The sequence below is a fragment of the Methylosinus sp. sav-2 genome (assembly GCF_004366495.1).
Classification (GTDB): domain Bacteria; phylum Pseudomonadota; class Alphaproteobacteria; order Rhizobiales; family Beijerinckiaceae; genus Methylosinus.
In genome coordinates this window covers 241916-266551 of record NZ_SOEJ01000001.1, presented here as the reverse complement: position 1 = coordinate 266551, position 24636 = coordinate 241916, and the positions used below count along the sequence as shown (strand labels likewise).

Genomic DNA, 24636 nt, shown 5'->3' with positions numbered 1-24636 from the left:
AGGCTCGCGATCCAAAGCGCCCCCTGGACCGCGAGCCTTCAGGCTCGCATCGCCCCTCAATTCCTCCCGAAGGTCTCGTCGAAGGAATAGCCGGTGCCGCGCACGGTGCGGATCGGGTCCTTCTCGCGGCCGCGGATAATCGCCTTGCGCAGGCGGCCGACATGCACGTCGACGGTGCGCTCGTCGATCTCCGCCGAGAGCCCCCACACGCTGTCGAGCAATTGCGCGCGCGAGAAGACGCGGCCGGGTTTTTCCATCAGATATTCCAGCAGACGGAACTCCGTCGGGCCGAGATGAATCTCGCGCCCGCCGCGCTTCACGCGGCGCGTCTCGCGGTCGAGGTCTATGTCGCCGGCGACGAGCCGCGTCGCCACGCGCTCCGGCCGCGCGCGGCGCAGCAGCGCATGCACGCGCGCCATCAGCTCCGGCGGCGAGAAGGGCTTCACCACATAATCGTCGGCGCCGATGGAGAGGCCGCGCACGCGCTCATTCTCGTCGCCGCGCGCGGTGAGCATGATGATCGGCATGCTGCGCGTGTCGTCGCGCGCGCGCAGCCGTCGGCAGATCTCGAGGCCGGAGACGCCGGGCAGCATCCAGTCGAGAATAACGAGATCGGGCTGCGATTCGGAGAGACGGATCTCCGCCTCGTCGCCGCGCTCTATATGCTCGACGAGAAAGCCCTCGGCCTCGAGATTATAGCCGAGCAGCAGCGCCAGCGCCGCGTCGTCCTCGACGACGAGTATGCGCGGCGCGCGGTCGTGCGGCGCCTCGCGCGGAGCGGCGACGCGGATTTCATTCATTTCGTAGGCTCATCCGGTTCCGCGCTGGCGGGAAGGCTCGCCGATTTGCCTTTGGGGCGGTCGGTCGGCATCGCCTCGCCAGTGACGAGATAGACGATTGTCTCGGCGACATTGGTGGTGTGATCGCCGATGCGCTCTATGTTCTTCGAGCAGAACAGCAGATGCGTGCAGAAGGAGATGTTGCGCGGGTCCTCCATCATGAAGGTGAGGAGATCGCGGAACACCGAATCTTCCAGCGCATCGAGCTCGCTGTCGTTGGTCCACACGGCGCGGGCGCGCTCGACATCGCGCTGGGCGTAGGCGTCGAGCACGTCCTTCAGCTGTATGGCGGCGACTTCCGCCATCGTCTTGAGGCCGATGACGGCGCGCGGCACGCGCGCCTCGGAGAGGATCTTCACCGTGCGCTTGGCGATGCTCTTGGCGAGATCGCCGACGCGCTCGAGATCGGCGGCGATGCGCATAGCGGCGATGCATTCGCGCAGATCGATGGCGAGCGGCTGCCGCCGCGCGATGGTGAGGATGGCGTTCTCCTCTATCTCCCGCTGCAGCGCGTCGAGGCGCTGATCGGTGGCGACGACGCGATGGGCGAGCTCAATGTCGAAATTGGCGAGCGCATCCATGGCTTCGGCGAGCATTTTCTCGGCGATGCCTCCCATCTCGGCGATTCTGCGGCCGAGCACTTCGAGGTCGCGGTCATAGGAGCTGACGATATGTTCGCTCATGGTCTCAATGTCCTCGTGCGCGATGCGCGCTCAGCCGAAGCGGCCGGTGATATAGTCCTGCGTCTTCTTGTTCTGCGGCGCGGTGAAGAGATTATTGGTCTCGCCGAATTCGACGAGATCGCCGAGATACATGAAGGCGGTGAAATCGGAGACGCGCGCCGCCTGCTGCATGTTGTGGGTGACGATGGCGATCGTGTAGCGCTCCGACATTTCGTCGATGAGCTCCTCGATCTTCGCGGTCGAGATGGGGTCCAGCGCCGAGCAGGGCTCGTCGAAGAGGATCACCTCCGGCTGAATGGCGACGGTGCGCGCGATGCACAGGCGCTGCTGCTGGCCGCCCGAGAGGCCGAGGCCGCTCGAATTCAGCTTGTCGCGCACCTCGTCCCACAGCGCCGCGCCGCGCAGCGCCGCCTCGACGCGCCCGTCGAGCTCGCTGCGCGAGAGCTTCTCGTAGAGGCGAATGCCGAAGGCGATATTGTCGTAGATCGACATGGGGAAGGGCGTCGGCTTCTGGAACACCATGCCGACGCGCGAGCGCAGCAGGTTGAGATCGATGTGCGGGTCGAGGATATTCTCGCCGTCGAGCAGCACCTCGCCCTCGGCGCGCTGCTTGGGATAGAGGTCGTACATGCGGTTCAATATGCGCAGCAGAGTCGATTTGCCGCAGCCGGACGGGCCGATGAAGGCCGTCACCTTATGGGTGTAGAGCGGCAGCGAGATCGATTTCAGCGCCTTCGACGACCCGTAATAGAAATCCAGATCGCGAACCGAGACTTTCGTCGGAATAGTGGCTTCGACAACCGGCATGGCGGTCATTTGTTTTTTCCCTGGCTGCTGAGCGCGCGCGCGGTGATGGAGAGCAGAAGGACGGCGATGGTGACGAGCAGAGCGCCGGTCCAGGCGAGCTGCTGCCAGTCCTTGTAGGGCGAGAGCGCGAATTGGAAGATGACGACGGGCAGGCTGGAGACCGGCGCGTTGAGATCCGTGCTCCAGAACTGATTGTTGAGCGAGGTGAAGAGCAGCGGCGCCGTCTCGCCGGAGACGCGCGCAATGGCCAGCAGCACGCCGGTGACGATGCCGGATTTCGCCGCGCGATAGGCGACGCGCATCAGCATATGGGAGCGCGGCAGGCCGAGCGCCGTCGCCGCCTCGCGCAGCGGCAGCGGCACCAGCAGCAGCATGTCCTCCGTGGTGCGCACGACGACCGGCACCACCAGCACGCCCAGCGCCAGAGCGCCCGCTATGCCGGAGAAATGCCCGACCTGCGCCACCACCACCGTATAGACGAAGAGGCCGACGACGATGGAGGGCGCGCTGAGCAGAATGTCGTTGATGAAGCGCACCACGGTGCTGAGCTTCGAGTAGCGGCCATATTCGGCCATATAGGTGCCGGCGAGCATTCCGAGCGGAGTGCCGAGCAGCACGCCGATCGTCGTCATCACCAGCGAGCCGGCGATGGCGTTGAGCAGGCCGCCGGTGGCGCCGGGCGGCGGCGTCATCTCGGTGAAGACGGCCGGCGAGAGGCCGCGCGCGCCCTCATAGATCAGCGCGCCGAGGATCAGCACCAGCCAGGCGAGGCCGAAGACGGTGCCGGTCCAGCACAGCGTGGTGGCGATCACATTGGTGCGGCGGCGGGAGGTATAGAGGGACAAGGGTCAGGCTCCCGATTTCTGCTCGATGCGCATCAGCATGAAGCGCGCCGCCGCCAGCACGAAGAAGGTGATGACGAAGAGGATGAGGCCGAGCTCGATCAGCGCGGAAGTGTAGAGGTCGCCGACAGCCTCGGTGAATTCATTGGCGATCGTCGCCGAGATGGTCGTGCCGGGCGCGAGCAGCGAGCTCGACACCTTATGGGCGTTGCCGATGACGAAGGTGACGGCCATCGTCTCGCCGAGAGCGCGGCCGAGGCCGAGCATCACGCCGCCGATGACGCCGACGCGCGTGTAGGGGATGACGACATAGCGCATCACTTCCCATGTCGTGCAGCCGACGCCCGAGGCTGCCTCCTTCAGCACCGGCGGGACCGTGTCGAACACGTCGCGCGAGATGGAGGTGATGAAGGGCAGCACCATGATCGCCAGAATGAAGCCGGCCGTCAGCATGCCGATGCCATAGGGCGGGCCGGCGAAGAGGCTCGACAGCACGGGAATGTCGGCGGTGAGCGAGATCAGCGCCGGCTGCACATGCTGCTGCAGGAAGGGCGCCAGCACGAACAGGCCCCAAATGCCGTAGATGATCGACGGGATGCCCGCGAGCAGCTCGATGGCGACGCCGATCGGCCGGCGCAGCGCATGGGGGCAGAGCTCGGTGAGGAAGATGGCGATGCCGAGGCCCAGCGGCACGGCGATGACCATGGCGATGGTCGACGTCACCAGAGTGCCGTAGACGGGCGCGACGGCGCCGAATCTCTCGGTGACGGGATTCCACGATTCCGTCGTCAAAAAGCCGAGGCCGAAGGCCTTTATCGCCGGCAGCGAGCCATAGATCAGCGAGAAGATCACGCCGCCGAGAATCAGAAGGACGAGCACCGCGGCGGCGCGGGTCAAATTATGAAAGAAGAAGTCGAACAAGGCCATGCGGCCGAGAACTTTCCCGCGGTCGACTTCGGCGGCGCGGGGCGTCGCATCTACGATTGCTAGGTCCGACACGCTATTGTCTCTCGTTTGGCGGTTGAAGCCGGCGTCCATCGCGCGCTCCCGAAGGCGGATTTTTCATCTGAGGTCATAGCGCAGGTCTCGAGGGAACTCACCGCGTCGAGGCGTTCCGCGTCGAAAAGAAGCGGGAAAGCTCGTCCTCGGGCGGTTCGTCTCGCGCCATTCCGCCACCTCTGCCCCTCGCGTCGAGGGGCGCCGGCGATATCTCCAGGGATGATCTCGTCCAAGGATGATCTCGCCGGCGCGCATCGATGCGTCAGTTGATCGACGCCAGCGGCTTGCCGCTCGCATCCTTGATATTGGCCGTCCAGCTCTTCTTGATCAGAGCCACGACATTGGTCGGCAGCGGGATGTAATCCAGCTCCTCGGCCGCCTTATTGCCCTTGGCGAAGGCCCAACCGAAGAATTTCAGAGCCTCGCCGGCCGCAGCCGTATCCTGCGGCGCCTTGGGCAGCAGAATGAAGGTGGCGGCGGTGATCGGCCAGGACTGCGCGCCCGGCTGGTCGGTGAGGATCTGATAGAAGCCCGGCGCATTGGCCCAATCGGCGTTGGAGGCCGCGGCCTGGAAGGTCGGCGTCGTCGGCGCGACGGTCTTGCCGTCCTTGTTGACGAGCTTGGTGTAGGTCAGCTTGTTCTGCTTGGCGTAGGCGTATTCGACATAGCCGATGGCGCCCTTGGTGTTGGCCACATTGTTGGCGACGCCCTCATTGCCCTTGGCGCCGATGCCGACCGGCCATTCGACCGAGGCGTTCTCGCCGACCTTGGCCTTCCAGTCCGCGCTGACCTTGGACAGGTAATTGGTGAAGTTGAAGGTCGTGCCCGATCCGTCCGAACGATGCACGACGGCGATCGCGGCCGAGGGAAGCTTGGCCTTCGGGTTCAGCTTCTTGATCGCGGCGTCGTCCCAGCTCTTGATCTCGCCGAGGAAGATGGCGCCGAGCGTCTTGCCGTCGAGGACGAGATCGCCGGAGGCGACGCCGTCCAGATTGACGACCGGCACGATGCCGCCGATCACCTGCGGCCATTGGGTGAGGCCGGCGGCCTCCAGCTCCTCGGCCTTCAGCGGCTGGTCGGAGGCGCCGAAGGTCACGGTGCGCGCCTTGATCTGCTTGATGCCGCCGCCCGAGCCGATCGACTGGTAATTGAGGCCGTTGCCGGTCTCTTTCTTATAGCTGTCCGCCCATTTGGCGTAGATCGGATAGGGGAAGGTGGCGCCGGCGCCCGAAATGTCGATCGCGAGGGCGGCGCCGGCCGTGGCGACGGCCAGGGTCGTCGCCAGAGCGACACGATGGAAAACTTTGGAAAGCATGTTCGGTCTCTTTCGAGCTCGAGGTTCACTGTGTCGGCGCGCGTCCAGCGCCCCAGCGAGGCGCACCCTAGAGGCGCGCGACGAGGGTTTTACGACAGCTGGATGACTGTCACATGACATAGTATCCAACTGAATCTATTTGCTAAATCTGCGCTGGATCAGGCGCTGTCGGGCTTTTCCGGGTCGATCAATGGCAAAAATACGCGGAAAGTGGCGCCTTTTCCTGGCGCGGAATCTATGGCGAGCCTGCCGCGGTGGCGAGCCACGATATGCTTGACGATCGCCAAGCCGAGTCCCGTGCCGCCCTTGGCGCGGCTCTTGCCGGCGTCGACGCGATAGAAACGCTCGGTGAGGCGCGGCAAATGTTCCGGCGGGATGCCGAGGCCGTGATCGCGCACCGAGAAGACGGCGGAGGCGCCGAGCGGGGAGAGCGTGATCTCCACCGGACCCGCCCCATATTTGATCGCGTTCTCGATGAGGTTTTCGGCGACGCGGGCGAGCTCGTCGCGGTCGCCCGGCACGACGACCGTGTCCTCTATGTCGAGCTTCAGCTCTATGCCGCCGTCCTCCGCCATGGGCGCGAGCGTGTCGACGATATGGGCGACGAGAATGCCGAGATCGACCGGCGTGTCCGGGCGCAGATGCAGATGCTGCTCGATGCGCGAGAGGGAGAGCAGATCGTCGACGAGGCGCGACATGCGCTGCGCCTGATCGCGCATGATGGAGAGAAAGCGGTCGCGCGCCTTGGCGTCGTCGCGGGCCGGGCCTTGCAGCGTCTCCACGAAGCCGAGCAGCGAGGCGAGCGGGGTGCGCAGCTCATGGCTGGCGTTGGCGACGAAATCGACGCGCATGCGCTCGACGCGGCGCGATTCGGTGAGATCGCGCAGGCTCACCACGGCGGCGTTCTCATAGCCCTCGAGGCGCAGCGGCGCGATATGCACCTCGAACCAGCATTCCACCGGCAGGCGCTCGAGCCAGATGACCTTCTCCGGCTGGCCGCCGCGCAGCACGCGGTCTAGCGCGTCCAGCACATCGGGCGAGCGCAGGCTGCGCGCCAGCGGATCATTGGGCCGCAAGGAGGGCAGCACGGAGCGCGCGGCGCGATTGGAGGCGACGATGCGCGCCTCCGAATCGATGACGAAGACCGCCTCCGGCAGCGCGTCGATGACGAGGCCGAGCAGAGCTTCGCCCTGATAGCGTCGGCGTAGATCCGGCATCGGTCCTCTCGTCATCGTGTCCCTGGATGAGGAAACGTCTTTATTCCACGATCACGCGGCGTGCGGCCTATCGGTTTCGCGCTCCCCCGTGAGCGGGAGAACACGGCCGAAAGTCGTATCACTCGCGCGTCTCCAATATGCGCGCGATGGTCTCGCGCAGGCTGTTCCAGCGCCGCGAGCCCTCATCGGCGCCGAGCAGCGCGAGCGCGAAAATAAATGGCAAAAAGTAATAGATGACGCGGAACAGCAGGAGCGAGGCCAGCAGGCTCTCCTGCGAATGCGAGGGCAGCGCGTTCAGCATCGTCGCCTCGAAAACGCCGATGCCGCCCGGCGCATGGCTGATGACGCCGAGAATGCAGGCGAAGACATAGACCGAGACGAAAGTCGCGAAATCGAGATCGACGTCATGCGGCAGCAGCGCATAGAGCGCGGCCGCGGCGCAGCAGAGATCGGCGACGCCGAGCAGAGTCTGGCCGCCGGTGGGCGCGAGGCCCGGCAGCTCGAAGAAATGCCCGCGCAGCCGCACCCGGCGCCGGCGCAGCGACACCCAGACGACATAATAGCCGATGCCCGCGCAGGTCGCGAGGCCGAGCCCGAAATTGAGGAAGGCCGGCAGCTTGTCTATGGCGCCGAGCTCGCTGGCGCGCGCCATGAGGCCGACGCCGACCACAGAGGTCATGCCGAGCCAGAAGGTGACGCCCGCTATGACGGTGATATTGGCCACCTGCACGGCGGTGACGCCGACGCGCGCATAGATCCAATAGCGGACGGCCGCGGCGGTGACGACGGGAAAGCCCAGATTGAAGGAGAAGGCGTAGCTCGCGAAGGAGGCGAGCGCGGCGATGCGATAGGGCACATGCAGCCGCAATTGCCGCAGCGCCAGCGCGTCATAGCCGGTGAGCGCGACATAGGAGAGCGCGGTGAGCAGCAGAGCGGCGAAAATCTGCTCGGCGCTCATCGCCGCTATGGCGGCGCGGACGTCGGAGAATTTGACGCTCGAGATCGCGCTGGCGAGGGCGAAGCCGGCGAGCGCGAAAACGGCGAGGCTGGCGACGCCGCCGAGCGCCTTGCCGAGATTGGGCGCGATATAGCGGCGCGCCGTCGTCAGCAGATCGAGACCGGCGCCCTGGTCCGGATTGGGCTTCTCCTCGGCCGGCGCCTCGACGCCGGCTTCCGAAAGATCGCTGTCTGGCCGCTTCAATTTCGCTTTTTCCTCGATGCGTCGTCGAATATGCGCGGAATAGGCTTCTTCGATACGACGTCGGGCGGCGGAGTTCAAAGGCGATCGGCGGGCCTCGCGGCGTCCGTTCATAGGAATCTCGTTCGTTCCTGTTGCGCGCGCCCTCGGGCGGCGGGATGAGACGCCGGCGCGGAGCCCGCCCATCGTTCATCCGCGCGTCGCAAGAGAACGTCGCGAGGAGAGCAGGGTTCGGTTTCGCCCCGAAGCGTGACGATAAGATGACGCGGCGGCCCGGACTGTCATGAGGGCGGGCCGTCAGAACAAGCCATGCACGAACCAGCGCGGCGGCTGGCTCTCGCGGTCGAGGAGCTCCTCGCGAAACAGCCAGAAGCGTCCGCCCTCCCGATCCTCCACATAGAAATAGTCGCGGGTGGCGGCGTTTTCCGGCGCGCTCCACCATTGCGGGGCGATGCGCTCCGGCCCCTCATAGGCCGCGAGCTCGTGCAGCAGCCGGCGCCAGCGGAAGCGTAGCGGCGGCCCGTCGGGCGTGAGCGCCACCGCCTCGATCGGCTCCGGCCGCTCGAACAGCCGCAGCGGCCGCGCCGGGACGCCCTCGCGGAGATAGGGAGGCGGCGCTGCCTCCTCCACCGCCGCGGGGGCTGGGCCGGAGGCGGGCCGCAGCGTGACGGCGAGCTCTGGAATATGCGAGGCCTGCGGATAGACCCGCAGCACGCGGCGCGGCCCGAGCCGCGCGCCGAGTCGATCGACGAGATCGTCCAGCCGCGCGTCATGCGCATTTGCCCGTCCGGCGAGGCCGAGATCCTCCTGCGGCTCGGCGCAGCGCTCGACGCGCGCGGCGCCGAGCCGCAGCACATCATAGCCATAGCCCGTGTCGAGCCCTTCCTCCGCCAGCACGGCGAGGCGCTCGCGCAGCAGCAGGGCGATCGTCCCGGGATCGCGCAGCGGCCGGCTGGTCCCCGTTTCTATATGCGCGACGGCGCCGTCGACGCGGTAGAAGACCGCCTCCAGCTCCCGCGCGCCGACGCCATGGCGCTCGAGCAGCAGGCACAGCTCTTGGGCGAGGCCGTGCAGCGTGCGCTCAATGTCCTCCTGCCGCGTGAGGCCTTCGGGAAAGCGGCGCTCGGCCATGAAATCCGGGGCTTCGAAGCGCGGCGAGATCGGCTCGCGGCGGCGGCAGGCGATGGCGTCGAGCCGCGCCATGGCCTCCGCCCCGAGCCGCGCCGTGAGTGGCGCGCGCGGCCGCGCCAGCAGATCGCCGAGGCTGCGTAGGCCGGCGCGATCGAGCCTGAGGCGCGCCGCCGCGTCGAGATCGAGCGCGGCGATGGGCAGGCCGGCGGCGATCGCCTCCAGCTCCGCCTGCGTCGTCCCCCCCGCCACATGGCGCAGGCGGGAAAAGCGCGCCAGCGCCCGCGCCAGCGCCGGGCCGGGCGCGATCGCCGCTCGCGCCGCAAAGCCCTGGGCGGCGAGGCGGCGCTCGACCTCCGCCAGCAGCGCCGCCTCGCCGCCGAAGAGATGCGCCGCTCCCGAAATATCCATGAGCAGCCCATGCGGCGGATCGGCCGCTGCGAGTGGGGTGAAGCGGCGGCACCAATCGGCGATCCGCCCCAGCAGCTCGGCGTCGGCTCGGGGGTCGGCCTCGGCCAGCCGCAAGGCGGGGCGCATGGCGCGTGCGTCGGCGACCGCCATGCCGGGGGCGAGCCCGGCCGCCTCGGCGCGCGCGTCGACGGCGGTCAGCCGTTCGGCGCCGGCGAGATTGGCCCAGACGGCGAATGGTGCCTCCGCCTCAGGCGAAGGCGCGCTTTTGCGCGAGAGCCGGTCGGTCGAAAGGCGTGGCAGATGCACGGCGAGGCAACGCATGGAAAGGCGCCCCATGGAACTCGGCCTCCTGATGGTCGAAAACAATGTCGCGCCAAGCCTGTGGGTCGAAGGCGCCGACGAGGCCGCGGGCCTTGACGACGCGCAGACGAAAAGCGGGCGGGCCGGGCAGGGGCCGCGGCGCGCCCTCGGCCCGGGGCGGCGGCGCGCCGGCGGCGATCTCGAAACGCGCCTCGGCGGCGCTGGCGAGCCTTTGCGCGGCGCCGGCCGCGCGCGGCAGCAGCAGCAGGCCGGCGCATTCGCCGCGGCGGGCGGCGAGCGCCAGCCGGCGCGAGGCGGTGAGGTCATAGGCGCCCGCATCGGCCCAGCTCTCGGCGATGACGACGGCGGCGCCGCTCTTCAGCGCCTCCTCCATGGCCCAGAGCGTCTCGCGCGGACGGTGCGTGCGCGCCAGCACCAGAAGCTCCGGAGGCAGGCCCGCCGCCTGCAGTCCCCGCCCATAGGGCAGGCCGAGCTCGCGCGCCGCCATATCCTCGGCGATCCAGACGATCCCGCCCTGCGGCCGCAGGCGCAGCCGGCTCAGCGCCAGAGCGAAGGCGAAGCCCGCCGCCGCCGCCGCGTCGGTCGGCCGCGCCGGCAAGGCCTCGCGCAGGCCGCCGCGGCCGGGATCGAACAGGCGCGACAGCCCCTCGTCCCGTGGAACGGCCGCAGGCGCGGGCGCGCCGCCCGCCTCCAGCGCGGCGATCCGACGACGCAAAAAAACAATGCGTTCCGATGAGCCGCTGCGCGACATCGGGTCCCCGATCTCCAGAGTGTTGCCTATTTGTTCTCAAGCTGACTCCGCCGTGGGGGAGAGTCAAGCGGGGTGCTTTGGGGTTGGAGTCATGGGTGTGGCTTGACGCCAGTTTGGCACACGTCTATCAATCGCCACCCCCGAAAGCGCTGTAGATCAAAGGCTGCAATAATGCGCGTGGCAATTTTCATGAGAGGGCCTTTTCGCCCAAATCTCGACTCCAGCCTCGAACGCGCGCGGGCGTTAGTCGATGAGGTCAAGGCAAATGGCGATCAGCCTGCCTTATTTTTCGCCACTTGGCTGCTCGAAGATCGAACGTATGCTGAAGCCCTTATGCGTCAGCCGGACGTAGATCATGCCTTGTTCATCGAGCCGCCCAGCGATCAAACTATCTACGCATTATGTGGCATGGAGCGGCTTCCTCTCGGGAATCCAACAAAAAACATGTTCTATCAATACTACCTTTCGAAGATTGGCTTGCAAGTCGTAGACAGTTTAGGGCTATTCGACTTTGTTATTCATTCAAGGCCAGACATGGATATTCGATTGGGCAAATACTATCATCATTGGTTCGAGGCTGGTCGTTATACTACAATCCACGATATCCCCCCCGATGGGGAAGGCATCGTAAACGACCAATTTGGGGTGGCAACACCTATAGATATGCGTGCTGCATGGAATTGTGGAACTTTGGAAGAGCTTGGCGCCATGATAGGCAGTTCGGAGGTTGCTGAGGATCCACTTCGAATGATGCTGGAAAAGGCTGGCCTGAAATCGAGGTGTGCGCCCACCGAGAAATGGGCGCTCGATCCCCGTCGGTATGGATAGGAGGCACCTTTGGTGGCCGTTGATCTGGTTTCAGTCAGCCTCGATAGGCAATAGGGCAATAGCTATGAAAGCGCAAATCCTTGCCCATCGTGGGGTTTGGACATCCGTGTCCGAAAAAAATTGCCTGGAGGCATTCGAGAGAGCGTTTGCCGCCGGCTTCGGAGTGGAGACGGACATCCGTGACCTCGACAATGTTCTTGTCGTTTCTCACGATCCGCCACGGTCCGATTTTGCCTTGCCCGTTGACCAGCTATTCGCGCTCTACCGACGCATGAACGCGACAGGCCGCTTGGCGCTCAATATCAAAGCCGATGGATTAGCGTTGGCGCTAAATGCGCTTCTGGAAGATTACGCGATCGAGACGGCTTTCGTATTCGATATGTCGGTCCCGGATATGCGGAGCTATTTCAATTCGAGAGCTCGCGTGTTTTGTCGTCTCAGCGATGCCGAAACACACCCTGCGTTCTATGACAAGTGCGCGGGCGTGTGGCTCGATTCTTTCGAGATTCCGCACAGTCCCTCAGAGTGGGGGCATAAGGCGCTCGCAGACGGAAAGTTGATCGCCCTAGTCTCGCCCGAACTTCACGCTCGTCCACATCTCGAAGCGTGGAACGAATGGCGCGCAAAGCTGAACCCCGCGCATAACGACCAAGTGATGGTCTGCACTGACTTTCCAGTCGAAGCCTTATCGTTCTTTCAGGTGGACCAATGATAAAGGCTGTTCTTTTCGACATGGATGGCGTGCTGATCGACGCGAAAGATTGGCATTATGAGGCGCTGAACCGTGCGCTAGCCCTTTTCGGCAAGGCGATCGATCGGGACGCTCACCTTGCCACCTACGATGGCCTGCCAACGCGGCGTAAGCTGGAGATTTTGACGAAATCGAAAGGGTTACCGGTAGGCCTCCATCCCTTTCTGAATGATCTGAAGCAAAGCTACACGATCGAGCTGGCTCACGCTCTCTGCAAGCCAAATTTCATCCATCAGCGTACACTATCGCGGTTGAAACTGGATGGTCTCAAACTAGCAGTCTGTTCGAACTCTGTGCGCAGTTCTATCGAGCTGATGATGCGCTTATCGAAGCTCGACCAATATATCGATCTCATTATTTCGAACCAGGATGTGTCGCGAGCCAAGCCAGATCCCGAAATGTACGAAACCGCGATGGCTCGTTTTGGGCTTCCTCCTGAAAACTGTTTGATTCTCGAAGATAATGAACACGGAATCGCTGCAGCGCAGGCCAGCAAAGGTCATTTGATGGTGGTGGGCAGCGTGTCAGATGTCACTTATGAAAAGGTCGCAACGCTCATTACGGCTATCAACGAGCGGGACTAGGGAAAGATTATGAACTCGAAGCTTCAGATTTTAATACCGCTAGCTGGCGAGTCTATCTTCTTCGATCCTAGCGAATACCATTTCCCTAAGCCATTGATTGATATCGATGGCGAGACGATGATCGAACACGTCCTAGCGCCTCTGAAAAGAGCAGCTCCTGACGCGCGTTTCATTTTCCTTGTCTGTCGGGAGGACGTCGTCAAATTCTCCCTCGATTCCATTCTTCGACTGCGGGCTGGCGAGAACGCAGAAGTCATTTCGCTCGCAACGCCGACGAAAGGCGCTCTTTGTACTTGCCTATTGGCGGTCGACGCGTTGGACATGGGTGAGCCTTTGCTAGTTTGCAATGGCGATCAGGTTCTCGACGTCGACATAGCTGCCTTACTGGCAAACTTCGAGGCATCATCCGGGGCGGCCGGTGTCGTCACTTTCCGATCGGTGCATCCACGCTGGTCTTATGTTCGTCTTGACGATAATGGAGAAGTCGTTCAGGCAGCAGAAAAGTCCGTGATCAGCGAGCATGCTATCGCTGGCCTATACTATTTCAGGAAAGCGCAGGATTTTGTCGACGCCGCAATGGCGACGATAGCTGCAGACGATAAGGTCGGTGAACAGTTTTTTATCGCTCCAAGCCTCAACCAGCTCATTTTGATGAATAAACGTGTCGTGAACATTCCGGTCCCCTCGACGGCCTACTATAGTTTTTACTCGCCACAAAAGGTGAAGGATTTTGTCGATCTGCGATTGCGTTCTCGTCGCTCGGGAGCGGCCATTCCGCGAGTCACGGTCGTGGTGCCCGCCGCGGGAGAGGGAAGCAGATTCGCAAAATCGGGATGGGCGCGGCCGAAGCCGTTTATAGACGTCGCTGGGCGACCTATGATCGAACATGTCCTGCAAAATGTAAAGCTGACAGACTCGAAAACAGTCGTGCTTGTCCGCAAAGAACATACCTATGGCCAAGATTCTATCATAAACCACCTCTCGGAACACTCAGAGGTAGTTCCTGTCGATCGTCTTACCGAAGGCACTCTCTGCACTATCATGCTTGCACGCCGATTGTTCAACGATGAGGATCCCATCTTGGTCGCGAACTCCGATCAGGTCGTTGATTTCTCCGTCGACGCCTATGTTCGTGATTGTATCGATCGCAACCTCGATGGCTCTATCCTTGTATTTCAAGATACCGACTGCGATCCCAAGTGGTCGTTTGCGCGTCTTGACGCCAGCGGCCTCGTATTGGAGGTAGCAGAAAAAAAGCCAATTTCGAATCTAGCAACCGTCGGAATATACTTTTTTCGTCGCGCCCGAGATCTAATAAATGCGACAATCGATATGTTCGTAGAGAACGACAGAATCAATAACGAATTTTATACGTGTCCAGTTTATAATCATATGATCCGGAATGGCGCTCGAATTGGCGTATATGAAATTCCAGCGGCAGCTATGCACGGGCTCGGCACCCCATCTGACCTTCAGGCCTATCTGAAAAACATCGGCGCGCCTGCGTCAGCCGACGCGCCAAATTGAGAAGGGCGCTCGATGCAAGTCATTGTCCCCCTAGCCGGACCTGATTTTGAGCAGTCCGATGGTCGTGTCAAATCGGAATTCGAGGTACACGGGACGCCTTTGTTGCGTCTAGCGTTAGAAAGTCGCGCCTGGTGGCGCAACGGTCAGGTAACAGACTCCGACTTGAGTTTCGTCTTGCGTGATAGTTTTATAAGCCGACGGTTTGCATCGGATAAATTGGCGCGATGGTATCCTAATGCGCGCCAAGTTTTTCTCTCGGACTACACCCGAGGGGCTGCGCTGACCATTCTTGCCGGGGTCGCGCTAGTCGGCCACGCAGAGGAGTTTTTATGCTTCGATCTGGCGGACATCCTGTTCGACGAACACGCTAGCGCACTCTCGCTTTTCACAGATATCTCGGTGGGAGCAGTCAGTTTGACGTTCCCTTCTAATCATCCCGCCTATTCATACTTACGCCGAGACGCCGCGGGCACTGTTGTCGAGGCGGCGGAGAAACGCGTTATATCGGAAGAGGCTTCCGCTGGCGTCTACTTGTTCAGATCTCCGGCTATTTACCTCCGGGCGCTTTCCTATGTAATCGATCATCGTGCGGAACATGTATATCGGGACTTATTCTTTGTCTGCCCGGTTTTGAACGGAGTGCTGGCGCAGGGACTGAAAGTCCATGGAGTAGCTGTAAGCAATATAACGGACATAAAGTTGAGCTGAAATTTCACGATCTCATCGGAGAACTTTCAGCACGCCGCATTTTGTAGGCTTCTGAAAGGCGGGCGGCGCGCTAGCGCGCCGGGCCACGGAAAATAAGCAGGCTTCGCCTCTCCCCGGAGAAACTCCGCCGGGGAGGGCTGCTTTCGTCGCCGACTATCTGGTCGCGTCTGGCGTCACGCAGGGACGCAAGTGTCGGGAACCGGACAAACCTCGGCGCAATGCGGAGACTCGCCGTCGCATTCCGTGCACTTCTTGGGGTCGATGATATAGGTGTCGCCCTTCATGCGAATGGCGGCGGTCGGACAGTCGAACTCGCAGGCGCCGCAGACGGTGCATTGCGACGCGATAATCTTCAAGGCCATAATACTCTCCCCGATCGGTTTGGGACGCGGCGCCCGCGAAACGGCGCCGCGCGTCTCGACGCGACAGACGGGGTAAGCAAGAATCGTTTCAATTTACCGCGGGCCGCTGCGAGACGCTTCCGCTCGCGACGGATCGTCGCGCAGGAGGCGATCGGCGACGCCTTTAAACCCCACATTGCCAGTAGACTAATAATCCGGTTTAATCCGGCCCGCGAGTGCGCCGTGGCGCCAAAAACGAGGACGGAAATGCCGATCGACAGCAAGCATCCCGAGACCCTGGCCCTCCACGCCGGCTGGCGTTCCGATCCGGCGACCGGCGCCGTCGCGCCGCCCATCTATCAGACGACCTCCTATCAGTTCCGCGACACGGAGCACGCCGCAAATCTCTTCGCGCTGAAGGAGCTGGGCAATATCTACACGCGCATCGGCAATCCGACGACCTCCATTCTCGAGGAGCGTCTCGCCGCGCTCGAGGGCGGCGTCGCGGCGCTCGCGCTCGCTTCCGGCCAGGCGGCCTCGGCCTTCGCGCTGCAAAATCTCGCGCGCGCCGGCGACAATGTCGTCGCCTCCACCGATCTTTATGGCGGCACCTGGAATCTCTTCGCCAATACGCTGAAGGATCAGGGCCTCGAGGTGCGCTTCGTCGATCCGAGCGACCCGGAGAATTTCCGCCGCGCCACCGACGATCGCACGCGCGCCTATTACGCCGAGACTCTGCCCAATCCCAAGCTCACCGTCTTCCCTATTGCGGAAGTTGCGGCGATCGGGCGCGAATACGGCATTCCGCTCATCGCGGACAACACCGCCGCGCCGCTATTGGTGAAGCCGCTCGAGCATGGCGCGGCGATCGTCGTCTATTCGACGACCAAATATATCGGCGGCCATGGCACGTCGATCGGCGGCGCCATCATCGACGGCGGCAATTTCGATTGGGAGAAGTTTCCCGAGCGCCAGCCCGCGCTCAACACGCCGGACGCCAGCTATCACGGCGCCGTCTGGGTGGAGGCGGTCAAGCCGCTCGGCCCCGTCGCCTATATCATCAAGGCGCGCACGACATTGCTGCGCGATCTCGGCGCCGCCGTCTCGCCCTTCAACGCCTTTCTCACTCTGCAGGGCATAGAGACGCTGCCGCTGCGCTTGGAGCGCCATGTCTCCAATGCGCAGGCGGTCGCGGATTTTTTGTCGAAGCGCGCCGAGGTGACGAAGGTCATTCATCCCTCGCGCCAGAGCGGCGCGGAGCGCGAGCGCGCCGATAAATATCTGAAGGGAAAATATGGCGCGCTGGTCGGCTTCGAGCTCGCCGGCGGCCTCGAGGCCGGCCGGCGCTTCATCGATGCGCTGAAGCTCTTCTATCATGTCGCCAATATCGGCGACGCCCGCAGCCTCGCCATTCATCCGGCGACGACGACGCATTCGCAGCTGTCGCCGGAAGCGCAGCTCGCGACCGGCGTCACGCCCGGCTATGTGCGCCTCGCGATCGGCATAGAGCATATCGACGATATTCTCGCCGATCTCGATGCCGCGCTGAAGGCCGCGGCCTGAGTCACGGAACCTCAGCGTCATGCGCCGCCCGCTGGGCCGGCGCATGTTTCGCGAGCGGCGTCAGGCGCAGCGGCAGCGCGCCTTTCGGCCGCATGGCGAAGGTCGGCGCCAGCTCTAAACGATGGCCGGGGACGGTCTCGAAGCGGAACTCGCGTAGCAGCGTCGCGACGATGGTCGCCATCTCCGTCAGCGCGAAGCCCATGCCGACGCAAATGCGCGGCCCGGCGCCGAAGGGCAGATAGGCGTAGCGATGACGCGCCTTCACCCGCTCCGGCGAGAAGCGGTCGGGGTCGAAGGCGGTCGGCTCCTCCCACAGCTTCTCATGCCGATGCAGGCACCAGATGAGCACATAGATCGGCTCCTTCGCGCCCACGCGATAAGGGCCGAGCGTCGTATCCTCGCGCGGCTGGCGGCCGAGCGCGGCGAAGGGCGGGAAGAGCCGCATCGATTCTTGCAAAACCTGCCGGGTGAAAACGAGGCTCTCCACCGTCTCTGGCGTGATCTCGCCGTCGCCGGCGACGCGCTCCGCCTCCTCGCGGGCGCGCTGCTGGCTCGCCTGATCCTTGGCCAGCAGCCAGAAGGTCCAGGCCAGCGCGACGGCGGAGGTCTCATGGCCGGCGAGCAGAAAGCCGTGGAGATTGGCGACGAGCTCCGCGTCGGTCATGACGCGGCCGCTCTCCGGGTCCTTCGCCGACAGCAGAAGGCCGAGAATGTCGCGCGTCGGCTCGGGCCGGGCGCGGCGCTCGGCGAGCAGCTTCACCGTCTCCTCATGCACGAAGCGCGAGCCGGCGCGCGCCGAGAGCAGGCCCGGATAGGGCGTCCAATCCGGCGGCAGGCGGAACATCACGGCCAGCATGCGCCAGGCGAAGCTGCCGAGCACTGGCCGCAGCGCCGCGATGAAGCGCTCGCCGTCGAAATTCTCCGAGGCGCCGAACACCGCTTTCTCGATCACGGCGAATGTCGTGCGTGACATGGCCTCGGTGATGTCCACCTCGGCGCCGTCGCCGAGACGGCGCCATTCCTCGGCCTGCGCCTGCGCGCAACGCACGAAATAGGGCACGAGCGCCAGAATATTTTCGTAGCGAAAGGCCGGCGAAATGGCGCGCCGCTGCCATTTCCATTCCGCGCCTTCCGAGAAGAACAGCGTGTCGCCCTCGACAGGCCCGCGCAGCGCCTTGGCGGCGATGTCGTCGCGGCGAAAAGCGTCGGCGCGCGAGACCAGCAGCTCCTCGATCAGCTCCGGTTTCACGACATAGTGCATGCGCGGGAAAAAGGGCCACAGGCCTTTGGCGGTGAAGAAATCGGTCCGATAGGCCTCGGGCGCATAATTCTCGAGGTAATTGCGCGTCACCGCCCCATAGGACGGCTTTTTCCGCGGGGTGAAGGGCATGAAATCGGGATCGTGAAACATGAGGGCCTCCGCAATGATCGAGCTCGGCGGCCCGATGCTATCGGAGCGAAATTCGCTTTTTCTGTGATCTCGGGGGCGGAGCCCGCCTTTTGCCCGATCCAGCCCTAGGAGCCGGCCCGGACGCGGAACGGTTGCGTCCTCCCGCAATTGGCGGCATTTAGAAAAAATCCTGTCACCACCCCCGGCCCCGCCGGGCCTGTCCCAGAAAGAGCGAGAGAGAATGAGCGCTACCGAGACCACCTCCACGACCTGGCTGCCCGAGGCGCAGGCGGCTTTCGCCTCCGTGGAGGCGCTCTATGGGCAAGCGCTCGCCGCCGTCCGCGCCCGCGTCACCAAGGACGGCAAGCTCTCCAATGAGCTGATCGAGACCGAGCAGCACGCCGCTCACGGCCTCTCCTGGTTCGCCACCTATGTGCAGAGCCTGCGCGAGCTGCTCGCCTACGCCGATCGGCTCCAGGCCGAGGGCGCCTATGGCGAGGTGGAGAATCTGCTCACCCGCATCGCTTTCGCGGAATATCTGGCGCAGGTCTTCGGCGGCATTCCGATGAGCCAGGGCGAATTCGTCCGTCTCTCGGATTTCGGCCTGACGTCCGCCGATGTCGCCGCCCGCCGCATCCCGGAGGTCGACAGCCTCATCGCGAGCGGCGCCACCGCGCCCAATCGCGCCCGCCTCGCCGAGCTGATCGACCATAATGGCGCCGCCGAGACCATCGGCGCCACCGGCCTCGACGAGACGCTGGAGGCGATCCGCAGCGAGATGCGCAAATTCGCCGGCGACAATGTCACGCCGCACGCGCATGAATGGCATTTGAAGAACGACTATATTCCGCTCGAGGTGATCACCGGCCTCGCGGAGCTGGGCGTCTTCGGCCTCACCATTCCGGAGGAATATGGCGGATCGGGCCTCGGCAAGATCGCCATGTGCGTCGTCTCCGAGGAGCTGTCGCGCGCTTACATCGGCGTCGGCTCGCTCGGCACGCGCTCGGAGATCGCGGGCGAATTGATCCTCGTCGGCGGCACGGAGGAGCAGAAGCACAAATATCTGCCCAAGATCGCCACTGGCGAAATCCTCCCCACCGCCGTCTTCACCGAGCCGAACAATGGCTCCGACCTCGCGAACCTGCGCACCCGCGCGACGCGCGAGGGCGATGTCTACAAGGTGGTCGGCAACAAGACCTGGATCACCCATCCGGTGCGCGCCGATGTGATGACGCTGCTGGTCCGCACCAATCCGAACGAGAAGGGCTATAAGGGCCTCTCCATGCTGCTCGCCGAAAAGCCGCGCGGCACGGATGAGACTCCCTTCCCGGCCAAGGGCATGACCGGCGGCGAGATCGAGGTGCTCGGCTATCGCGGCATGAAGGAGTTCGAGATCGGCTTCGACAATTTCGAGGTGCCGGCCGAAAATCTTCTGGGCGGCGAGGAGGGCAAGGGCTTCAAGCAGCTGATGGAGACCTTCGAATCCGCCCGCATTCAGACGGCGGCGCGCGCGCTCGGCGTCGCCCAGGCGGCGCTCGATCTCGGCCTGCGCTACGCCAAGGAGCGCGTGCAATTCGGCAAGCCTTTGTTCGCCTTCCCGCGCGTCTTCGACAAGATCGTCACAATGGCGATCGAGATTCACGTCGCCCGCCAGATCACCTATTTCGCCGCGCGCGAGAAGGACGAGGGCAAGCGCTGCGATCTCGAGGCCGGCATGGCCAAGCTGCTCGGCGCGCGCGTCGCCTGGGCGGCGGCGGACAATGCGCTGCAGATTCACGGCGGCAATGGTTTTGCCCTGGAATATCCGGTCTCCCGCGTCCTCTGCGACGCGCGCATCCTCAACATCTTCGAGGGCGCGGCGGAGATTCAGGCGCAGGTCATCGCTAGGCGTCTGCTGGAAGGCTGAGGCGGCGAGGAGACGACAAGCCGTCGGTCTCGCCCCAACCCCTCGCCCTGAGGAGCCCGCGCAGCGGGCGTCTCGAAGGGCGGGCCGAGGGCGAGATCGCCGGCTCTCTTCCCGCGCCGCGCCTTGGCCGAAGTTCGGCGATTGCTGACGCGGCCCGCGCTTCGAGACGCGCCTTTCAGGCGCTCCTCAGCACGAGGGGATTGGTATCGAGCGCGCGATTCGTTGGAGGGCTTGGCGTGAGCATTTCGGCTAAATCCGTGCGCTTCGATGACGACAGCTTCTGGGTCGAGCTATCGGACGGGCGCATTCTCGGCGTTCCGCTCACATGGTTTCCTCGGCTGCTGCACGCGACCGGAGAGCAGCGCCTCGCTTTCACGATCAGCGACGAGGGCCTGCACTGGGACGCGCTCGACGAGGATATCTCCATACCGGGCCTGCTCGCAGGTCGCGGCGATCAGACGAAGCGCAAGCAGGCGGCCGCCTAGGACCGGCGAGCATGCCGAGACTGCTCGCGGCCTCTGCGCGCGCATCGCTTTCTCTCCCTCTCCCCGCGTGAGCCGGAAAAGGGCGGTCGGGCCGTGATGCGCCACGCTCATTTCTCATAATCGATTTTTCATCCGCCTTTGGCGCGCGAGGCCATTTTCTGCCCTCGGGAGCGCGAGCCTGCGCCGCTTCCCGGCTGAAGCGCGGCAATCGACCACGGTTGCCGTCGCCCCTTCCCCTTCCCAAATGGAGTCGTGTGGGTCTTCAACGAAAGAAGAACAACATGACCAATATTGCCGTTCACAATGGGGCCTGGGTTCTCGTCGGCGACGGCCGTAGAGCCCTGTTTCTGCAAAATCACGGCGATCCCGATCTGCTCGATCTGCGCGTCGTCGAGGCGCGGGTGGACGAAAATCCCGCGACGCGCGACCAGGGAAGCGATGCGCCGGGCCGCGTTTACGGCACGGCCGGAGCGCCGCGCAGCGCCGTGGAGAACGCCGATTGGCACGAGCTGGAAAAGGAGCACTTCGCTCGAGCGATCGCCGAGCGCATCAATACCGCCGCGGAATCCGGCGAATTGAGCGAGGTCGTCATCATCGCCCCGCCGCGCGTGCTCGGCGAGCTGCGCCAGGAGCTGAGCCATAAGGCCAAGAGCAAGGTGAAGGGCGAGCTGGACAAGGATTTGACCCGCCATCCTCTGCCCGAGATCGAGAAGGCCCTCGCGCGCGAGTTCCGCGCGGAAGGATGAGGATTCGGCTCCCGCCCCTCGCGCGTCTTCGGCGGCGAGGGGACGGGGCCTTTCAATAAGGTCCCACGGGAAAATATTTCAGATAGAGCTCGGCGTAGACGCCCTTTTGCGCGACGCGCGCCAGCGCGTAATCCAGCGCTCGGCGCAGAGCCACATTGTTCTTCCGCACCGCCACGCCGACGCCATCGCCGAAAAAGGCGGGATCGGCGTAAGGCCCGTCCTTGAACATGCAGCAATCGGCGGCGTCGGCGCCGTTCAGCCAAAAGGCCAGCGAGATGGCGTCGCCGAACATCGCATGGGCGCGGCCCTCCTTCAGCGCCGTGCGCGCCTGCTGCGCGCTGGGATAGGTCGCGAGCGTGGAGGCGGGGAAGAATTTGCGCAGATAGGCCTCATGCGCGCTGTCGGCGGCGACCGCTATCGTGCGATCGGCGAGCGCCTCGGGCGTCGCGCCGGGCAGCACCGAATCCTTGCGCACCACGAAGCGGCCCGGCGTCGTGTAATAGGGCTGGGTGAAATCCACCTTCTTGCGCGTCTCGGGCGTGATGGCGAAAGAGGCGATGGCGGCGTCGCCGGCGTTCTCGTCCAGTGCGGCGACCAGCGTGTCCCAGCGACGGCGCTGAATGGTGCAGGAGAGCTCCAGCTCCTCGCAAATGGCGCGCGCCAGATCGACGTTGAAGCCGGCGATGGTTCCGTCCGGCAGAGCGAAATCGAAGGGCGGAAAATCATCCTCGGTGAGGAAGCGGATCTGCTTGATCGCCGAGAGATCGGGCTTCTCCAGCTTGCGGGCCGGGTCCCAGAAGGAGGGCGCCGCCGCGACGACGTTGTCCGCGGCGCCGGCCGGCGCGGTGACGGACACCATGACCGCTGCGAGCGCGCAGCGTAAGCTTGTCAAAGTTTCGCTTCTGCGCCAAGCTTCCGCCACAGTTCTTTTCTCGCACATCATTCGAGGCCTCGCAGCCGCCCGGCGCGGCAGAGCCCGCGCGTCGCGGAGATTAGCGTATGAGCGTGAATCCGGTCGATAGGGTTTCGCCGTATCCGCCGGCGCCCCATCGCGACGAAAGCGCCGCTTTCGCGCGCCGCCGCGAGCCCGAGTCCACGCTCGCCCGCCAGCGCGCCCGCCCGGCGCCGGAGACGCAAGCGCCCGGCGCCGGCCGGCCGCTTCCCCCGGAGATCGCCTTTCTCGCCGCCCATGGCGCGCCGCTGGTCATGCTGCAATATGGCGCGACGATCGCTCGGCGGCAGGGCGTGAAGGCCGACGCCGCGCTGATCGCCGAAGGGCTGATCCCGGAGGAGCGCTTCTATCGCATTCTGGCGACCGAGCTGCGCGTCCCCTATCTCGACGCGCCGCCCGCGCTGGAGCCGTCCGAGAGCCTGGAGCAGGACGCCGCGCGCGGCTACGCCCGCCTCGCCGAGGAGCCGCGGGGGATGCGCTGGCTGTTCGCGCCGCGTGGCGACGACATCGCCCGGCTCGTCGGCGTGACGCGTTCTTCCGCCGGGCGGCCGCTCTTCGCCATCACGCGCCCCTCCCATTTCGAGGAGGCGCTACGCCGCTCCTCGGCGCGTCGGCTGGCCGAGGCCGCCGCCTATTCGGTGGAGCGCGTCGCGCCGGAACTGGCGGCGCGGCGGGCGCTCGGCGGCCGCGCGCCCATCGCTTTCGCGTTCGGCAATCTCATTCTGCTCGCGGCCTGGCTCTCGCCGGCCGGCGCGCTCTCGCGCGCGGCCTCGGCGCTGCTCGCTCTGCTGTTTCTCGCCAATATCGGTCTGCGCCTCTATTTCTGTGCGATCCGCAAAGAGGCGCGCGGCGCCGCGCCGGCGCTGGAGGAGCGCGATCTGCCGCTCTATTCCATCATCGTGGCGCTCTATGACGAGGCCGGCGTGGTTCCGCAATTGACCGAGGCGCTCGACGCCATCGACTATCCGCGCGCCAAGCTGGACGTCAAATTCGTGGTCGAAAGCGACGACGACGCGACCGCCGCCGCGCTGCGCGCCGCGCATCTGCGGCCGGGGTGGGAGATCATCGTCGCGCCGCCCGGCGCGCCGCGCACCAAGCCGCGCGCGCTCAATGTGGCGACGCCCTTTCTGCGCGGCTCGCTCGTCGCCGTTTTCGACGCGGAAGATCTGCCCGACCGCAGCCAGCTGCGCGACGCCGCTGCGCTATTCGCCGTCGCGGATGAAAATCTTGCCTGCCTGCAGGCCAGCCTGTTCATCCACAATCATCGGCGCAGCTGGATGACGGCCATGTTCTGCATCGACTATGCCGTCCTGTTCGATGTGATCGACAAGGGCGCCTCGGCGGCGGGCCTGCCCTTTTTTCTCGGCGGCTCCTCCAATCATTTTCGCCTTTCCGCGCTGCGCGCCGTCGGCGCCTGGGATGCGTTCAATGTGACGGAGGACGCTGATCTCGGCCTGCGGCTGGCGCGGCGCGGCTATGCGGTCCGCACCTTCGCCTCGCGCACGCAGGAGCAGGCGCCGACGCGCTTTACCGCGCTGGTGGCGCAGCGCAGCCGCTGGATGAAGGGCTGGATGCAGACGGCGCTGGTCCATTGCCGCGACCCTTCCGCCTATTTCGCCGATCTCGGCGCCGCGCGCGGCGCGACAGTGCTGGCCCTATTGGCGGGCGGTTTCGTCGCGCCGCTGCATGCGCCGATCTTTCTCTTCTTCCTCGTCCATGACGCGGGTTTCGGCGCGCTGCTGGCGCCGAAGACGCTCGCCGACGGCCTCGCCAGCGGTCTCTTCTGCCTCATCGCCGCCGGCGGCCTCGCGGCGAGCGCCTGGCCGCGCGCGGTCGCCATGGGCGAGGCGGATATGCTCTGGCTCTGGCCGGCGCTGCTGCGCTGGCCGCTGTGGAGCCTGATGCTGGCCCTCGCCTCCTGGCGCGCCTTGCGCGAGCTGTGCGTCAGGCCATTCTATTGGGACAAGACAGAACATTTTCCGATCGCCGGAGCGCGGAACCGATGAGACCATGACCCGCAAACGCGCGCGCGCGCCCTCGACGAGGGCCGCGACCTCCGAGGCGACGGCGGCGGAGGACAATTCTTCGACCGTCGCCAAGCATTCGCTGGTCATCGCCGGCCACAGCACCAGCGTGTCGCTGGAGCGCATTTTCTGGGAGGCGCTGAAGGCGGCGTCCGAGGAGGAGGGCTGCTCGCTCGCCGGCCTCGTCGCCCGCATAGACGCCGGCCGTGGCCGCGCCAATCTCTCCTCGGCTTTGCGCGTCTATGCCATGGAGCGGGCGCTCGGCCGCAAGAGCGGCTGACGCCCGGCCGTCCGCCCGCTTCCGTCCCGCCTGCGTCTTA

Annotated in this window: 24 protein-coding genes; 11 read left to right on the top strand and 13 right to left on the bottom strand. The window is 64.7% G+C overall.

The genetic code is table 11. The features are described from left to right. Window positions 1-56 precede the first annotated feature (56 nt). From phoB to EDE12_RS01195, 10 genes are all read right to left on the bottom strand, one after another. Window positions 57-800: a phosphate regulon transcriptional regulator PhoB gene (phoB, locus tag EDE12_RS01240; protein ID WP_024878388.1), complete on the bottom strand. Its 744-nt coding sequence runs from the start codon at window positions 798-800 to the stop codon at window positions 57-59. Further along, entirely contained in the window at window positions 797-1522 is a 726-nt protein-coding gene (gene phoU, locus EDE12_RS01235; protein ID WP_018267050.1) for a phosphate signaling complex protein PhoU, read from the bottom strand. The genes phoB and phoU overlap by 4 nt, the downstream gene beginning before the upstream one ends. Before the next feature lie 30 nt (window positions 1523-1552). Beyond that, window positions 1553-2338, bottom strand: coding sequence for a phosphate ABC transporter ATP-binding protein PstB (gene pstB, locus EDE12_RS01230; protein ID WP_024878389.1), 786 nt, complete (start codon window positions 2336-2338; stop codon window positions 1553-1555). Further along, complete coding sequence (gene pstA, locus EDE12_RS01225) at window positions 2335-3174, bottom strand: phosphate ABC transporter permease PstA (protein ID WP_024878390.1); 840 nt, start codon at window positions 3172-3174, stop codon at window positions 2335-2337. Before pstA ends, pstB begins: the two co-directional genes overlap by 4 nt. Window positions 3175-3177: 3 nt before the next feature. After that, the gene (pstC, locus tag EDE12_RS01220; RefSeq protein ID WP_245267429.1) at window positions 3178-4098 is read right to left on the bottom strand and encodes a phosphate ABC transporter permease subunit PstC; all 921 of its coding nucleotides are present in this window, start codon (window positions 4096-4098) and stop codon (window positions 3178-3180) included. A gap of 334 nt (window positions 4099-4432) precedes the next feature. Beyond that, the gene (pstS, locus tag EDE12_RS01215) at window positions 4433-5485 is read right to left on the bottom strand and encodes a phosphate ABC transporter substrate-binding protein PstS (protein ID WP_026599949.1); all 1053 of its coding nucleotides are present in this window, start codon (window positions 5483-5485) and stop codon (window positions 4433-4435) included. A gap of 158 nt (window positions 5486-5643) precedes the next feature. Next, on the bottom strand, window positions 5644-6702 hold the full coding sequence (locus EDE12_RS01210) for an ATP-binding protein (RefSeq protein ID WP_024878393.1): 1059 nt from the start codon (window positions 6700-6702) through the stop codon (window positions 5644-5646). Between the two features lie 118 nt (window positions 6703-6820). Beyond that, window positions 6821-7903, bottom strand: a complete 1083-nt coding sequence (locus EDE12_RS01205; RefSeq protein WP_348625807.1) for a lysylphosphatidylglycerol synthase domain-containing protein — start codon at window positions 7901-7903, stop codon at window positions 6821-6823. Between the two features lie 294 nt (window positions 7904-8197). Beyond that, window positions 8198-9775, bottom strand: coding sequence for a DNA polymerase Y family protein (locus EDE12_RS01200; protein WP_245275837.1), 1578 nt, complete (start codon window positions 9773-9775; stop codon window positions 8198-8200). Next, a complete protein-coding gene (locus EDE12_RS01195) occupies window positions 9687-10475 on the bottom strand; it encodes a hypothetical protein (protein WP_245275838.1) in 789 nt (262 codons plus the stop codon). The genes EDE12_RS01200 and EDE12_RS01195 overlap by 89 nt, the downstream gene beginning before the upstream one ends. A 207-nt stretch (window positions 10476-10682) precedes the next feature. On the opposite strand from EDE12_RS01195, the gene EDE12_RS01190 reads away from it, so the two are divergent. From EDE12_RS01190 to EDE12_RS01170, 5 genes are all read left to right on the top strand, one after another. After that, window positions 10683-11339, top strand: a complete 657-nt coding sequence (locus tag EDE12_RS01190; RefSeq protein WP_134187961.1) for a hypothetical protein — start codon at window positions 10683-10685, stop codon at window positions 11337-11339. Between the two features lie 64 nt (window positions 11340-11403). Next, window positions 11404-12051, top strand: a complete 648-nt coding sequence (locus EDE12_RS01185; protein WP_036291314.1) for a hypothetical protein — start codon at window positions 11404-11406, stop codon at window positions 12049-12051. Continuing rightward, the gene (locus EDE12_RS01180) at window positions 12048-12674 is read left to right on the top strand and encodes an HAD family phosphatase (RefSeq protein ID WP_026599953.1); all 627 of its coding nucleotides are present in this window, start codon (window positions 12048-12050) and stop codon (window positions 12672-12674) included. The genes EDE12_RS01185 and EDE12_RS01180 overlap by 4 nt, the downstream gene beginning before the upstream one ends. Window positions 12675-12683: 9 nt before the next feature. Further along, window positions 12684-14201, top strand: a complete 1518-nt coding sequence (locus EDE12_RS01175) for a glycosyltransferase family 2 protein (RefSeq protein WP_036291315.1) — start codon at window positions 12684-12686, stop codon at window positions 14199-14201. Window positions 14202-14213: 12 nt separating this feature from the next. Further along, entirely contained in the window at window positions 14214-14909 is a 696-nt protein-coding gene (locus EDE12_RS01170) for a hypothetical protein (RefSeq protein WP_026599954.1), read from the top strand. 173 nt (window positions 14910-15082) lie between these two features. Here the strand turns inward: EDE12_RS01170 and EDE12_RS01165 are convergent, their stop codons facing one another. Then, window positions 15083-15271 carry a 4Fe-4S dicluster domain-containing protein gene (locus EDE12_RS01165; RefSeq protein ID WP_018267040.1) on the bottom strand — a complete coding sequence of 63 codons (189 nt, stop codon included), beginning with the start codon at window positions 15269-15271 and terminating at the stop codon, window positions 15083-15085. A gap of 246 nt (window positions 15272-15517) precedes the next feature. Here EDE12_RS01165 and EDE12_RS01160 point away from each other — a divergent pair, with 246 nt between their 5' ends. After that, window positions 15518-16813, top strand: a complete 1296-nt coding sequence (locus EDE12_RS01160; protein ID WP_026599955.1) for a PLP-dependent transferase — start codon at window positions 15518-15520, stop codon at window positions 16811-16813. Between the two features lies 1 nt (window position 16814). On the opposite strand, the gene EDE12_RS01155 is transcribed toward EDE12_RS01160, so the two are convergent. Then, window positions 16815-18224: a cytochrome P450 gene (locus EDE12_RS01155; protein WP_051592617.1), complete on the bottom strand. Its 1410-nt coding sequence runs from the start codon at window positions 18222-18224 to the stop codon at window positions 16815-16817. A 220-nt stretch (window positions 18225-18444) separates the two neighbouring features. Between EDE12_RS01155 and EDE12_RS01150 the strand changes: the two genes are divergently transcribed. The 3 genes from EDE12_RS01150 to EDE12_RS01140 all read left to right on the top strand — a co-directional run bounded on the left by EDE12_RS01150 (window position 18445) and on the right by EDE12_RS01140 (window position 21340). Next, complete coding sequence (locus EDE12_RS01150; protein ID WP_026599956.1) at window positions 18445-20109, top strand: acyl-CoA dehydrogenase family protein; 1665 nt, start codon at window positions 18445-18447, stop codon at window positions 20107-20109. A 236-nt stretch (window positions 20110-20345) separates the two neighbouring features. Further along, entirely contained in the window at window positions 20346-20594 is a 249-nt protein-coding gene (locus tag EDE12_RS01145; protein WP_026599957.1) for a DUF2442 domain-containing protein, read from the top strand. Between the two features lie 281 nt (window positions 20595-20875). Continuing rightward, window positions 20876-21340, top strand: coding sequence for a host attachment family protein (locus EDE12_RS01140; RefSeq protein ID WP_024878403.1), 465 nt, complete (start codon window positions 20876-20878; stop codon window positions 21338-21340). Window positions 21341-21392: 52 nt separating this feature from the next. Here EDE12_RS01140 and EDE12_RS01135 read toward each other — a convergent pair whose 3' ends face one another. Further along, window positions 21393-22199, bottom strand: coding sequence for a transporter substrate-binding domain-containing protein (locus EDE12_RS01135; RefSeq protein WP_024878404.1), 807 nt, complete (start codon window positions 22197-22199; stop codon window positions 21393-21395). Window positions 22200-22339: 140 nt separating this feature from the next. Between EDE12_RS01135 and EDE12_RS01130 the strand changes: the two genes are divergently transcribed. Further along, window positions 22340-24298 carry a glycosyltransferase gene (locus tag EDE12_RS01130; protein WP_051592618.1) on the top strand — a complete coding sequence of 653 codons (1959 nt, stop codon included), beginning with the start codon at window positions 22340-22342 and terminating at the stop codon, window positions 24296-24298. A gap of 4 nt (window positions 24299-24302) precedes the next feature. Next, on the top strand, window positions 24303-24596 hold the full coding sequence (locus tag EDE12_RS01125; protein WP_024878406.1) for a ribbon-helix-helix domain-containing protein: 294 nt from the start codon (window positions 24303-24305) through the stop codon (window positions 24594-24596). Window positions 24597-24636 lie beyond the last annotated feature (40 nt).